Below are 13,227 nucleotides of genomic sequence, written 5' to 3' on the forward strand. Positions count from 1 at the left end.
GCAGAGCTCGTTCAAGAATTAGTTGGATATTTTCTGAAAATGGTAGGCAAAAGTCGTATAGGGGAAACTAATCTGATCTTGCGCAGTTAAGCCTGTAAAATCAAATACAATTTGTTCAAACTTTGCTTTGAGTTGTTGTTGCTCTATTGAGGGCATTGCGGCAATAAAACTAGTAGACAGCAAGCGTTTACTCACCACCTGTTCGACAGTGCCCTGATGCGCCTGTTGAAATGTTGTTAATCCATCCAGTTTAAATAAAGATTGTCCTTCAAAGACCTGTTTCCATAATTCACTATGATAACGGGGAGTATCACCTTCTAAAGGTGCAATTTCATCAGCCAAGGCTTTGACCCAATCGACAGCAGTATCGCGCTGATTCCAGATCAGCCCTAGATGGCCTACTGGGCTGAGCACACGATGCATTTCTGTTAAGGTTTCGATATTGGCAAACCAATGAAACGACTGAGCACAGAGAATGGCATCAATTGATGCATCGGCGAATGGTAGTTCGCTACTGAATGCTTGCCGACAATCGACGGTCGGATAGGCTTGTTGAAGCTGCTGTAACATTTCCGTGACAGGTTCGACCGCAATCACTTTTGCCTGTGTCTGAATCAGGTAGGGTAAGAATTTGCCAGTCCCTGCACCTAGGTCAACAACAGTGGAATTTTCACCTATTTGGAGGCGATCTTGCAGCCAAACCGCTATTTCTTGCGGGTAACTGGGGCGAACTTGCTGGTACAGTTCAGCCCCTAAACTAAAGCCTTTTTGAGCAGCAGGATGTAAGGATTGTGTCATTTTTTGCGCTTTTTAATCTGTCTTATCTCTATAAAATAAGATACTCCGCAATTATGGTTTGGCAAAGCCATCATTTGGTGACTTTTTGCTACAGACCTAGGATCAACTTTTCAGTGTGAGCATGGATAAGCAAATAATATTTGAAGATGAGCATATTCGCGTTATTTTTTTAAAAGGTTCAAGTGACACTTTAGTGATTTCGTTTGGCGATTTGATTAGTCGCGCTAAAGGCATGTCTATTAATGCTGAAAAATCCTTAATAAAATATCAATATAATGTGATCGGCATTATGCCGAAGCAAAAATCATGGTTTCCGAAAAGTAGCATGTTGCAGATGCAGCAGCAGATTCAACCAATTTTGCAACAATTTAAAGGCATTGTCGGCTATGGCGGCTCAATGGGCGGCTATGCAGCAATCAAGTATTCAAATTTATTGAATATGCAAAAGATTGTGGCATTTGTACCGCAGTATTCGATTGATCCAGATGTGGTACAAGATCGTCGTTATGCTGAGTTTTTTGATGCGTCTATCCATCAAGACATGCAAATTCAGGCAGATGAAGTCGATTCATCGCGTGAGTACATCATTGTCTACGATCCGTACTATGCAGAAGATAAAGAGCATTTCTTAAAGATCCAACCTTTATTGCCTAAAATGCATGTGATTCATTTGCCATTTACAGGCCATGAAGCACTTTCGGTGTTGGCAAGTTCCCAGTTGCTGAATGATTTTGTGGTTAAACCATTTGAAATCACTTATTTCTATCAGCGGGTTCGAGAGGTTAAAAAGCAAAGCAAATTCTATTATCGACATGTGTTGGATGCTTTGTTACCGCGCCACCATCAGGCTTTATTAAAAATACTGCAACAGAACGACATTGCCTTAGATGAGCGTTATTTTGATGCGGTACTTAAACAAAAACTGGTACAGCAGCTGTTTAATCTAAAACAAGGCACTGAACAGAATTTACATAAGCTGGGTGTACATTTGCATTTTGTGCAACATACCGAGGCACAAGCTGCCAATGTGGTGAATGTACAGAATCAGTTTTTGGTCTTTAATCTGGCAAGCTTGAAATTAGAGTGCTATAGCGCCGAGATTATTGCGGCCAATTCCGCCTATCTATTGCCGTTAAACCTGACGGCCAATAGCTTGGTCAAGTTAAGATTGAATGATGAATACTATTTCCTCACGATGAATGATCGTGGTATTCATAAACTGGTCAAAGAGGGTGAACCCTTTGCACTGGATCAATCGCCGTTGGTGTTTAAACACTATGCCGATTTTTATAGCCTGAGCTATAAACAACTGAGCCTATGTTGTGATGCACAAGGTTTGACTCATTTCATCGAAAATAATGCAGATGAACAGACCAAACTGCAATTATGTTGAATAACCTTATTTCAATAAAAAAGCCCTTTGAATATTCAAAGGGCTTTTTTATATCTTACATCGTGTTAATTCGCACCAATTTTTGCATTGGTATTGACGTTGGCATTTACGCCTAACACTTTAACGCCAACATTTGCACCTGTTTGCAGGTTCTTTTTATCGGCATTCAAGCCGGTTTTTGCATTTACACCAGTTGTTTTACCATTCACTTGTGCCTGAGCATTGGTTTGTGCTTCCAAATTCAATGATTTAGAAGTTGCTTGTTTATCTGCGATACGTTGTTTTACATTTGCAGTCGTATCCGCAGCCAATTCCTTACCATCAACAGCTTTGTCTACGGCATAATTGGTTGTGGTTTTTACAGCTTCACCGGTTTTATTTGCGACTTGTGAACCCACCTGTGTTGCTGTGCTTACAGTTTTTTGAGTTGCTGCAACGCCAGTATTGACTGCAGCATGGCCGACATTATGCGCAGTATGACCAACACCTTGAGCCACTTGACCGACGCCTTGTGCTGTGCCTTTCACTGCACCTGTGACACCTTTAAGTAGGCCACCTGATTGTACATTGACTTGAGCTGAGCCACTGGCATTTGCGCCTACGTTCTGCGCAAAAACTGAAGCAGAAGCAAGGATAGAGGTTGTCACGATAGCTGTTTTGATCATTTTTTTCATTGCGATTTCCTTAAGCGATGTACCGTATTGAGGTACTTCATCAACGCAATTGCATCATAGCCAGCAAAAAGTAGAAATCTATGGATTTCATCAAAACGTTACAACCAGATTACAGCTTAAAAACAATCTGGAGAGAAACTGTGGAGATTATTTATGCTGGCAAGCACGTGAAAAGTATAGTTTTTTAATTAATATAAATTATTGTAGTAAATCAATTTTGATAAAAGTAATGGTAATAATATAGCTACTCTTCTGGTTATATTTTATCTAAATGAATATGAAAATTATGAATAAATAAATAGCTTTAAACCGATTCAAAAAAGATCAAAAAAATGGCATTTTTATTGCTTGGTATAACTATGTGAAATTGTGATTGCACTTTTTTGGGTGATTTCATTTTTTTCATCGTGTTTGCTGCGCATAGAAATTATGCACCAGGAAGCACAAGATTAAACACCATGATGCCGCTATATTTTTTGATAAACCCACGATTCAGATCGTATTTTATTTAAATATATATGTGAAATATAAAGTGAATCTTAAATTGTATTCGCATTATTTATAGAAAAAGAATTGAAAACCAAGTAATGGCCAGTAAATAAAGCGCTGGAGAATATGAATGAAACAGATTGCAGCATTTTTAATTGTATTGATTGCACTGGGTGTGGTGGTTTTCTACTTTGAACCTGCCGAACCAACCAGTTCAACGGATGATACCGCAATTTATCAGATCAACCCTGATCATTCAGGAAATATTTCAACCGTTTTAACTAAACAGGAGGTGAACACAACCGAACATACCACATCAAATATGTTGAAAAAATTGGAGACAACTCAAAAAGATACCCAATTTTATGACACCAAAAGCGATCCTTCGATACAACCGATTGATCCTGACACTGATCCAGCCAATGAAATTAAAAAACTTTAAATCGTCTGGGCTTCTTTTATCCAAGAAAAACAGATATTAAGAACCGTTCTTTATCCAAGAACGATGGAGATCAATAGTGAACAATAAAACCTTACTACTTTTAAGCCTGTGTGCTTTTTATACCACCACAACCTCAGCTGCGGCACTCGATGCTGTCCAACTCAAACAACGACTCAGCACCGCAGCATTAAATAAAGTGTCGAATGGCAAAATTAATATTGATGCCTTAGTCGACAATGATTCAAATGATCTACTGATTGAATACGATAGCAGTGCAACGAGCACCACTTTAGGGCGAGAAAAACGTAGCCTGATTGCGGAGGGTAAAAGTCAATTCAAAAATAAATTTAGCAACGCAGCAGGTTTTCAAACCTTGCGTGAGTTTAATGGCTTACCTTTAGGCTTATATCGTATTCAGAATAGGGAGACGCTGGCACAGGTCTTGAATGATCCAAATGTCAAAGGTGTTTATCCAAACCGTAAAAATGTTCCGACCACAATGGAAAGTCTACCGTTAATTAACCAGCCTCAAGCGGTCACAAATGGCTTTACTGGGGAGGGTTCGAGTGTGGTGGTGATTGATACTGGGGTGAATTATAAACATGCTGACTTTGGTTGTACTGCAGTCAATACCCCAGCTTCAACATGTCGTGTGGTCTATGCCTTTGATAGTGCACCAGATGACAATAGTCTGGATGATGATGGGCATGGCAGTAATGTGTCTGGGATTGTTGCCAAGGTCGCATCTAAAACCAAAATTATTGGGATAGATGTGTTTAGAAAAGTCAGATCACAAGGGCAATGGGCAAGTACCGCCTATGACAGCGACATTCTGGCAGGCATTAACTGGGCCGTAAATAATGCGCAAACCTATAACATTAAGGCGATTAATTTAAGCTTGGGTGTACCTGGGGTGAAATATACCTCTGAATGTAGCAATAGTAGCTATAGTACGGCTTTTGCCAATGCACGTGCGGCAGGTGTTGTACCTGTAGTGGCTTCGGGTAATGATGCCTTTGCAGATGGAATTTCTTCACCAGCCTGTGTAAAAGGTGCAGTACGAGTAGGCGCGGTGTACGACAGTAATATTGGTGGTGTATCTTGGGGTAATCCGTTGAAATGCTCTGATCCAACCACAGCAGCCGATAAAATCACATGCTTTAGTAATGGTGGTTCTTTGGTGACTTTATTGGCACCGGGTGCAATGATTACCGCGGGTGGTGAAACTCAAGGCGGAACCTCACAGGCAGCGCCTCATGTTGCTGGGGCAATTGCATTATTACGTGCCAATGGCGTGACCCCATCAGAGACTATCGATCAAACCGTAAATCGTTTAAGAGTGACAGGTAAACCAATTACCGATACGCGAACTGGTTTGGTGTTCCCACGTATTGATTTACTGTCTGCAACCAGCGGACTCAGTTCGAATTAAGATTATTTTATAGTTTAAAGATTGATCCAAAAATAGTTTAAAAAAGCCATGACGCGTTGCAACTAGAGATAGATGCAACGCGTTTTTTATCGACTTAATGACACTGTGCTAGCTTGTCCGTACTAAAGTTACTTTGTAGTTTGTGAAAATTGGCTTGAACAGTAGCATCTTGCACATCAAAGGCGGTTGCGGGTTGAGCAAGCGTTTTATCTTGATAGTGTTGAGTGGTCGAGCTTGCTGAAATTAAACCATTTTGGTCGAAGCGCCAATGTTCAACCGCCTGACCACCATCAAAATATCCCGTAAATTCGATGTTGCAGTGTTGGTCTTGTTTGCTTAGTTTGGCCATATTACCTTCAGTGGATGGTGTGGCACCAATATTTTTCACTTGCTGTAATGTTTGTGTGCCATTGTTCTGTGTAGAAAGTGCTGAGCAAGCAGTCAAGCCGATTGCACTGATGCAGGAAAGAAGAGTTATTTTGAAAGTGCGTTGCGTCATGTGCAAAATTCCAGTCCGATGAATTTATACGATTGAGTCTGTCGGCAAAACCCGTGAAGTTCAATGAATGTTTTGAGCGTACACTGTAAATTTAAAGCCTATTTTTCAAATCACTATAACAGAAGCAATATAAGTAAATTGTTTTGCATCAGATACAAATAAGGCATTATTTCATTCAATTACCCATTATAAAAAAAGCCTCTAGGTTGTAGAGGCTTTGGGACTTAGTTTTTTGATGGCTGGCTGAGTTCAGCTCGTTCGATTGGGACATTGCCTTCATTGGTGCCAACCACTGCATCTTTAGTATCTTGCCATTTCTTGGCTGTGTATTGCTTGGCTTTTTCAGTTTGCGCTTGAACAACTTCAGATTGTTCTTCCGTATATTTCTTGGTGTCTTGCCATCTTTCACTGATCTTTTGTGAGGTGTTATCAGATGCACCTTGGATTGAATCGCCTAAATTCTGCATGCCTTTGCCTGTTTTATACAATAAGACACGTCCTAGACTTGGATTGTCGCCATAGGGCATGGCTTTTTCAGGGACAGCATTGGGTGCATTGGTTGTCGTGTTATTGGCTGTTTCTGCTGCCCATAGAGAAGACGATGCCACTAGTGCAGTCGTAACACATAATATTTGTACTTTATTCATCATCTTTTCTGTCCTTTCAGCGATAGCGTCGCAATCGAGATTTTATATCTTATCGTTGGAGCGAAGAAAAGAGTGGGGATGATATGAAATTGATACTTTTTTACGACATTCATATGCAAAAGTTAAAAATTTTCGATTGTTTGGTTGATGAGACTGATTTATTATATTTTTACTCTTTAGCTTTTAGGACTTAACAAGTCTAGTCGGGTGTTTAGCCAGACTCTAATTTATTGACTGCATTTGAAGAACAAAAGTTTAAATTGTTCGCTCATATGTTTGCTCACGCACATATTCGCAAACAATTGAAACTTTTGCTCTATAGTAAAGAGTATCAAGTTTGAGGGGAATATTTCCCCTCAAATTTTTTTAACTAGGCTAATTTATGTCCAATATTGATGTCGTTAAACAATTGACCAAACATTACTCTAAGTCTCCTAAAGAGTTGTTCGTTTTTTTTGTTGATGCTCCAAGAAAATATAAAGTTTATGAGATACCAAAAAGAACTTCAGGTACAAGAATAATAGCTCAACCAACTCCAGAATTAAAAGATTATCAAAGATTCATAATATCAATTCTAAAAGATCATTTGCCTACTCATGAGTGTAGTATGGCTTATATTCAAGGAAAAGATATAAAACAGAATGCTCAAATGCATTCAAAAAATTCCTTTTTTTTAAAAATGGATTTTATAGACTTTTTTACTTCAATTACACCTACATTATTTTGGCATGCATGTGAAAGGCAAGAATTAAATTTTGATTGGTTAGATAAGGAATTATTAGAAAAAGTACTGTTTTGGAGACCAAGTAAATACTCCAAAAAACTTGTACTTAGTATTGGTGCACCTAGCTCTCCGTATATTTCTAATTTTTTGATGTATTCATTCGATCAAGAGTTAAACAATTATTGTAAGCAGAATGGTATCACTTATACTCGTTATGCGGATGATTTAACTTTTTCAACTAAGAAATCTAAAGTTCTTTTTGATATTCCAGAATGTGTACGAAAATTTTTAATAAAGTTCTATGGTCAAAAAATTCAGATTAATCATTTTAAGACTGTCTTTTCTTCTAAAAAGCACAATAGACATGTAACAGGGTTAACAATAACGAATGATAGCTCTATTTCTATTGGTCGAGCAAAAAAACGTTATATTAAGCATTTGGTTCATAGGTTTGTAAAGGAGAATATATCCGTGGAGGACTTAAACTATTTAAAAGGATATTTAGGTTTTATACAATATGTAGAGCCTAATTTTTTATATTCTTTAGAGAGAAAATATACAATATCAATAATTAATAAAATCCGCGCAGGGAGGGGGGTATGAGTGCACGTCATTTACTCAGTAATGCACTGAGTGGAAATTTTGAAGCAGCAGTTCAAGTATTCTTGAATTATAAAGATGGGGCACAAGATTTTGAAAAAAATGATGAAGAAGCTAGATTAGCTTTTGAACATGTAGTTAAAACTCTTAAATCATCTTTTTATTTAAATGAAATTACTATTTATAATTTTAAAAAAATTTTAGATTTTAAGATGAAGTTTCACCAAAACTTAATAGTATTTGTTGGTGAAAATGGGGTTGGGAAAACAAGTTTATTAGAAGCCATACGCAGAAATTTGATGTGGATTGCAGCTACTACCCGTAAAGAAAATACGAATGGTGGTTCAGTTGATAAAGATGAAATAAACAATAACAACAAAGAAAAGGGTGCATATATTGATTGTGACTTTAAGATAGGGAGTATATCTAATTATAAAGGGCGGTTAGCATGTCCTCCGGATGGGATACCTAGTAATTTAAAAAGTGAATTAACAATGTATCGTGAGTTAGGTCGTAACTTTCGTATATTGAATGACTATGCAGATATTGATTTACCTTTGTTTTCTTACTATGGAATAGATCGTTTGCAAATAACAGGAAGAAAAACAAAAAAAATGGAGTTTGGGAAGATTGATGCCTATGATCAATCTTTAAATGATAAAGCAACTTTTAGTACATTTGTTGATTGGTTAATTCAAATATTAAAGATTTCTAAGAAAAATTTTAATACTGTCGAGAAAATAAAAATAGAATCTCAAATTGAGGTTTTAGTAAATGCAGGAGCTAATATTAAAGATAACCCCTTGTATGAAGTGTATGAAGATTTAATGTCAATTCTTAAGCTTTATCCTAATAATGCTACTAAAAATAAGTCAAAAAAAACAATTGAACTTTTAGAGGATTTATTTAGAAAAATATATCCTAGTTTAACTCACATACAACTTGTTAATGAAGATGATGGTAAAGATAAGGTGGTTTTAAATCTAGGTGATCAGTCTATCTATTTACATCAATTTTCTGATGGGCAGAGAGTACTATTGGGGTTAATTGGAGATATTGCTAGAAGGCTGATTTTATTAAATGATTCTTTAGATAATCCTTTTTTAGGTCAGGGTATTGTTCTAATTGATGAAATTGAGCTTCATCTTCATCCGAGTTGGCAACAAAAGGTTGTTTTAATATTAAGACAATCCTTCCCTAATATTCAGTTTATCGTTACCACTCATAGTCCCCATGTTATAACGACGGTTGAGCCTGAATGCATTCGTTCTATTTATATGGATTCGGATAGAAATAAATACAGTATTCCTAATTTCACAAAAGGGGCAGAGTCTAATGTTGTATTAGAAAATGTTTTTTATGTGGATTCTCGACCTCAAGATGTTGACGAAGTCCAGTGGCTAGAACGATATATTAAATTAGTTAATGAGGATCAGTGGGATTCTGAAGAAGCTGAAAGTTTACGGCATAAATTAGATGTATGGGGGAAAAATAAGGAAATTGAGTTGGATAAACTTGATATTGAAATTTCGTTAAAAAAATTGAAGCGTTTAAAGAAATGAAATATATAGATAAATCATTTTGCCCAGAAGGATTAGCTAATTATTTGGGAAATAATGAACAAGCAACATGGACAAATTTTAGTAATGAAGCTCAAGAAGCATATAAAGTCGTACAGGAAACTATTAAGCTTGATCAGCTAGGCATATGTTGTTATTGCGAAACAAATTTTGATATATCCGATCAAAGTCCAATTAAGGATTTCCGGGTAGAACATTTTTACCCTAAATCACTGACACCTATTCCTGAGACAAACGAAAATGCACATTTAACTTGGAGTAATTTATTTGGTTGTTGTCATGGTGGGTCAAGAAATCATATTGATGATGATCGTTATACTTCTCCAGATTTACATTGTGATGCCATAAAAAAAGAAAAAAACTGGACAAAAATTATTTTGAATCCTTTAAAAATACCAAAAGATGCTAAGATATTTACCTTTGAAAAAAATGGACTTATGAAAGTTTTGGAGAATTGTCCTGACGACTTTAAAGAGTTGGCACAAAATTCGATTGAAAAGCTTAATTTAAATGAAACAACATATTTAATGAAAGCAAGAGAAAAAATTAGAGAAGAAATGGGCAATCAATTTCAAAACTTAACAAGAAGTGGTAAGACACCAGAGGAAGCCTTAGACTTTCTAAAAGAAGCTTTATTTTCGAATACAGCTACTAATATGAAATTTTATACATGTAAGCTTGATTTCATTTCATATGAATAAGGTATAAAAAAACCCGCTTCTAAAAGCGGGCTTTTATAAAAAGTAAATTAACCCTGCAATACACTTACATCTGCAATTGCCGTGAATAAATCACGTAATTGAGCGAGTAAACGTAAACGGTTGGCTTTTAATTCAGCATCATCTGCCATCACCATTACACCTTCAAAGAAGGCATCAATTGGTGCACGAAGCGCAGCAAGCTTAGACAATGCTTCGGTATAATTACGTGCAGCAAGCAAAGGCTGAACCACAGGCGTGAGGGCAGACAATTCTGCATAAAGTGCTTTTTCAGCAGCTTCTACCAGATTGGCTTCAACCACTGCACCTTCAGGAGTCGCTTCTTTAGCAAGAATATTGGCAACACGTTTATTGGCTGCAGCCAATGCTGCCGCTTCTGGTAAGGTACGGAAATGGTTGACTGCAGTTACACGCTTGTCAAAATCAAGTGGAGATTTTGGTGCAAGCGCTTGTACCGCTTGAATCACATCAACCGCAACGCCTTGATCTTCATACTTAGCACGGTAACGACCTTCAAGGAAAGCCACTGCATCTGCACGGGTTTTATCATGATCTTTAATGATGTCGCCATAACCTTGCAAGGCAAAGTTCACCAATTCTTCGATGGTCACATCAAGTTCATTTTCGATGATTAAACGTAAGATACCGATTGCAGAACGACGTAATGCAAATGGGTCTTTTGAACCTGTTGGCGCTTGACCAATACCGAAGATACCGACCAATGTATCTAAACGATCCGCAAGGGCAATGGTTGTACCTGTCTTGGTTTGCGGTAATACATCACCAGCAAATTTCGGTAAATACTGCTCACCTAAAGCTTCGGCAACTTCATTATTCTCACCTTCAAGGCGAGCATAGTAAGTACCTGCAATCCCTTGAAGTTCTGGGAATTCACCCACGAGTTCAGAAGTTAAGTCACATTTAGCAAGTAATGCTGCTTTCTCAGCATCAGTAACATTGGCACCCGTAATTGGAGACAATGCTATAGCTAATTTTGCAATACGCTCTGATTTATCCCACAGCGTACCCAATTGCGCTTGGAACACCATATTGGCTAATTTTTCTTTACGAGATGCAAGCGGTTGCTTTTGGTCTTGTAAGAAGAAGAATTCCGCATCAGACAAACGAGGACGTACAACTTTCTCATTCCCTTCAATAATTTGAATCGGATCTTTCGACTCAATATTTGAAATGGTAATGAAGTAAGGCTGTAATTTACCTTCGGCATTGATTAAGCAGAAATACTTTTGGTTATCCTGCATAGTGGTAATCAATGCTTCTTGAGGAACGGCCAAATAACGTTCTTCAAAGGTCGCACGTAAAGCAACTGGCCATTCAACCAAGCTAGTCACTTCATCAAGCAAGTCTGCTGGCACAATCGCAGTCGCATTGACTTCATCAGCTAACTTTTTCACTTGCTCTTGAATCGTCGCTTGACGCTTTTCGAAGTTCGCAACCACATAGGCTTGTTCTAACGTTGCCAAGTAGTCATTTGCATGTGCCAAAGTCACGGCTTCAGGTGCATGGAAACGATGACCATAAGTCACATTACCTGCTTTGTGATCTTGAATGGTTGCTTCAACCACTTGATCATCTTTCAGCAATACCATCCATTTTACTGGACGTACGAATTCAGTACGGCTTGCCGCTGAACGCATACGTTTTGCGATTGGTAAGTTATCCAATGCAGTCTGTAAAATTTGTGGCAATAAAACATCAAGACTTTGACCTTTGACATCTTTCAAGAAGCATACTTTTTCAACTTTACCAGCTTGGAAAGTTGAAAGCTGGTCAACGGTAATGCCTTGACCGCGCATAAAGCCTTCAAGTGCTTTGGTTGCATTACCTTCAGCATCATAAGCCGCTTGTACAGCAGGACCATCAAAACGTTTTTGTGTGTCCGCTTGAGCCGCATCGATATCAACAATTTTCAACGCTAAACGACGTGGTGCAGCATAAGCGTCGATTGAGGCAAAGTTTAAGCCTGCATCTTTTAAGCCTTTTTCAGTTTCTGCTTTGAGTGCGTCACGCAAAGTTTTTAAGCTTTTGGGTGGAAGTTCTTCACAGCCAAGTTCGAATAAAACTGTATGTTGAGTCATTATTTATTCTCCTTCGCTTTTTCAGCTTGGGCTGCTTCTGCTTCAACTTGTGCTTTAAGTTGAGCCAATACTTCATCACGCAAATGTGGTTCTGCCATTGGGAAGCCGAGTTTGGCACGGGCAGCCACATAACTTTGAGCAATTGAACGAGCCAAAGTACGGACACGTAAAATATAACGTTGACGTTCAGTCACCGAAATCGCACCACGTGCATCCAACAAGTTAAAGCAATGAGAGGCTTTGATGACTTGCTCATAAGCAGGAAGTGGCAATTCAGCTTCGATTAAACGAGAGGCTTCTGCTTCATAGAAGTCAAACAATTCAAACATCTTGTCGACTGGTGCGTATTCGAAGTTATAGGTTGATTGCTCAACTTCATTTTGATGGAATACATCACCATAGGTGACGGTACCGAATTGACCTTTGGTCCAAACCAGATCGTAAACTGAGTCTACACCTTGCAGGTACATCGCCAGACGTTCTAGGCCGTAAGTGATTTCACCTGTGACTGGATAGCATTCAATACCACCAACTTGCTGGAAGTAAGTGAACTGAGTCACTTCCATACCATTCAACCAAACTTCCCAACCTAAGCCCCAAGCCCCAAGGGTTGGAGATTCCCAGTTGTCTTCGACGAAACGGATGTCGTGTGTGAGTGTATCAATGCCGATTGCTTTTAATGAATCGAGATAAAGCTGCTGGATATTGTCTGGGTTTGGCTTAAGTACCACTTGGAACTGATAGTAGTGTTGTAAACGGTTCGGGTTTTCCCCATAACGACCGTCTTTCGGACGACGTGAAGGTTGAACATAAGCCGCGTTCCAGGTTTCTGGCCCCAATGCACGTAAGAAGGTTGCAGTGTGGAAAGTACCTGCGCCCATTTCCATATCATATGGTTGTAATACGACGCAGCCTTGCTCCGCCCAATAGTTTTGTAGGGCAAGAATTAAGCCCTGAAATGTATCAATATGCGATATAGCACGACTCATGGTGCATCCACTGGAATCAAACAAAAATTGTGCTTAAGTATAAGGATTTTGGTGGTGAGTGGCAAAGGCTAGTTGGGGAATTTCAGCTTTGAACAGGTTTTAGATTTATTTGTTGCTCTGAGTAATAGCATCCAATTGGTCA

Annotated in this window: 12 protein-coding genes; 6 read left to right on the top strand and 6 right to left on the bottom strand. The window is 38.4% G+C overall.

The window, feature by feature from the left end; translation table 11 throughout:
* Nucleotides 1–18: 18 nt before the first annotated feature.
* Nucleotides 19–798 carry a class I SAM-dependent methyltransferase gene (locus MN869_RS11975; RefSeq protein ID WP_243307584.1) on the bottom strand — a complete coding sequence of 260 codons (780 nt, stop codon included), beginning with the start codon at nt 796–798 and terminating at the stop codon, nt 19–21.
* 121 nt (nt 799–919) lie between these two features.
* Between MN869_RS11975 and MN869_RS11980 the strand changes: the two genes are divergently transcribed.
* Nucleotides 920–2,191, top strand: coding sequence for a hypothetical protein (locus tag MN869_RS11980; protein ID WP_243307587.1), 1,272 nt, complete (start codon nt 920–922; stop codon nt 2,189–2,191).
* Between the two features lie 65 nt (nt 2,192–2,256).
* Here MN869_RS11980 and MN869_RS11985 read toward each other — a convergent pair whose 3' ends face one another.
* Nucleotides 2,257–2,865 (bottom strand): hypothetical protein, encoded by a 609-nt coding sequence (locus MN869_RS11985; RefSeq protein ID WP_243307589.1) that lies wholly within the window; start codon nt 2,863–2,865, stop codon nt 2,257–2,259.
* A 619-nt stretch (nt 2,866–3,484) separates the two neighbouring features.
* On the opposite strand from MN869_RS11985, the gene MN869_RS11990 reads away from it, so the two are divergent.
* Nucleotides 3,485–3,796 carry a hypothetical protein gene (locus MN869_RS11990; protein ID WP_243307591.1) on the top strand — a complete coding sequence of 104 codons (312 nt, stop codon included), beginning with the start codon at nt 3,485–3,487 and terminating at the stop codon, nt 3,794–3,796.
* 76 nt (nt 3,797–3,872) lie between these two features.
* Complete coding sequence (locus MN869_RS11995; protein WP_243307593.1) at nt 3,873–5,228, top strand: S8 family serine peptidase; 1,356 nt, start codon at nt 3,873–3,875, stop codon at nt 5,226–5,228.
* Between the two features lie 94 nt (nt 5,229–5,322).
* Here MN869_RS11995 and MN869_RS12000 read toward each other — a convergent pair whose 3' ends face one another.
* Entirely contained in the window at nt 5,323–5,727 is a 405-nt protein-coding gene (locus MN869_RS12000) for a hypothetical protein (RefSeq protein ID WP_243307597.1), read from the bottom strand.
* 224 nt (nt 5,728–5,951) lie between these two features.
* Nucleotides 5,952–6,377, bottom strand: coding sequence for a hypothetical protein (locus MN869_RS12005; RefSeq protein ID WP_243307599.1), 426 nt, complete (start codon nt 6,375–6,377; stop codon nt 5,952–5,954).
* 379 nt (nt 6,378–6,756) lie between these two features.
* On the opposite strand from MN869_RS12005, the gene MN869_RS12010 reads away from it, so the two are divergent.
* Genes MN869_RS12010 through MN869_RS12020 form a run of 3 tightly spaced genes read left to right on the top strand, consistent with a single transcriptional unit; the run spans nt 6,757 to nt 9,979 of the window.
* On the top strand, nt 6,757–7,701 hold the full coding sequence (locus MN869_RS12010) for a retron St85 family RNA-directed DNA polymerase (RefSeq protein ID WP_243307610.1): 945 nt from the start codon (nt 6,757–6,759) through the stop codon (nt 7,699–7,701).
* On the top strand, nt 7,698–9,260 hold the full coding sequence (locus MN869_RS12015; RefSeq protein ID WP_243307612.1) for an AAA family ATPase: 1,563 nt from the start codon (nt 7,698–7,700) through the stop codon (nt 9,258–9,260). Before MN869_RS12010 ends, MN869_RS12015 begins: the two co-directional genes overlap by 4 nt.
* Nucleotides 9,257–9,979, top strand: a complete 723-nt coding sequence (locus MN869_RS12020) for a retron system putative HNH endonuclease (RefSeq protein WP_243307614.1) — start codon at nt 9,257–9,259, stop codon at nt 9,977–9,979. Before MN869_RS12015 ends, MN869_RS12020 begins: the two co-directional genes overlap by 4 nt.
* Before the next feature lie 47 nt (nt 9,980–10,026).
* Here MN869_RS12020 and glyS read toward each other — a convergent pair whose 3' ends face one another.
* Nucleotides 10,027–12,096, bottom strand: a complete 2,070-nt coding sequence (gene glyS, locus MN869_RS12025; protein WP_243307616.1) for a glycine--tRNA ligase subunit beta — start codon at nt 12,094–12,096, stop codon at nt 10,027–10,029.
* Nucleotides 12,096–13,085: a glycine--tRNA ligase subunit alpha gene (glyQ, locus tag MN869_RS12030; protein ID WP_004775941.1), complete on the bottom strand. Its 990-nt coding sequence runs from the start codon at nt 13,083–13,085 to the stop codon at nt 12,096–12,098. The genes glyS and glyQ overlap by 1 nt, the downstream gene beginning before the upstream one ends.
* Nucleotides 13,086–13,227 lie beyond the last annotated feature (142 nt).

Source organism: Acinetobacter sp. NIPH1876 (assembly GCF_022808535.1).
In the GTDB taxonomy this organism is placed as follows: Bacteria; Pseudomonadota; Gammaproteobacteria; order Pseudomonadales; family Moraxellaceae; genus Acinetobacter; species Acinetobacter higginsii.

Excerpts from the sequence above, each read along its gene's own strand:
- glyS (WP_243307616.1), bottom strand. The coding sequence starts at position 12,096 with ATGACTCAACATACAGTTTTATTCGAACTTGGCTGTGAAGAACTTCCA.
- MN869_RS11980 (WP_243307587.1), top strand. The coding sequence starts at position 920 with ATGGATAAGCAAATAATATTTGAAGATGAGCATATTCGCGTTATTTTT.
- MN869_RS11990 (WP_243307591.1), top strand. The coding sequence starts at position 3,485 with ATGAAACAGATTGCAGCATTTTTAATTGTATTGATTGCACTGGGTGTG.
- MN869_RS12015 (WP_243307612.1), top strand. The coding sequence starts at position 7,698 with ATGAGTGCACGTCATTTACTCAGTAATGCACTGAGTGGAAATTTTGAA.
- MN869_RS12005 (WP_243307599.1), bottom strand. The coding sequence starts at position 6,377 with ATGATGAATAAAGTACAAATATTATGTGTTACGACTGCACTAGTGGCA.
- glyQ (WP_004775941.1), bottom strand. The coding sequence starts at position 13,085 with ATGAGTCGTGCTATATCGCATATTGATACATTTCAGGGCTTAATTCTT.
- MN869_RS11985 (WP_243307589.1), bottom strand. The coding sequence starts at position 2,865 with ATGAAAAAAATGATCAAAACAGCTATCGTGACAACCTCTATCCTTGCT.
- MN869_RS12020 (WP_243307614.1), top strand. The coding sequence starts at position 9,257 with ATGAAATATATAGATAAATCATTTTGCCCAGAAGGATTAGCTAATTAT.
- MN869_RS12000 (WP_243307597.1), bottom strand. The coding sequence starts at position 5,727 with ATGACGCAACGCACTTTCAAAATAACTCTTCTTTCCTGCATCAGTGCA.
- MN869_RS12010 (WP_243307610.1), top strand. The coding sequence starts at position 6,757 with ATGTCCAATATTGATGTCGTTAAACAATTGACCAAACATTACTCTAAG.
- MN869_RS11975 (WP_243307584.1), bottom strand. The coding sequence starts at position 798 with ATGACACAATCCTTACATCCTGCTGCTCAAAAAGGCTTTAGTTTAGGG.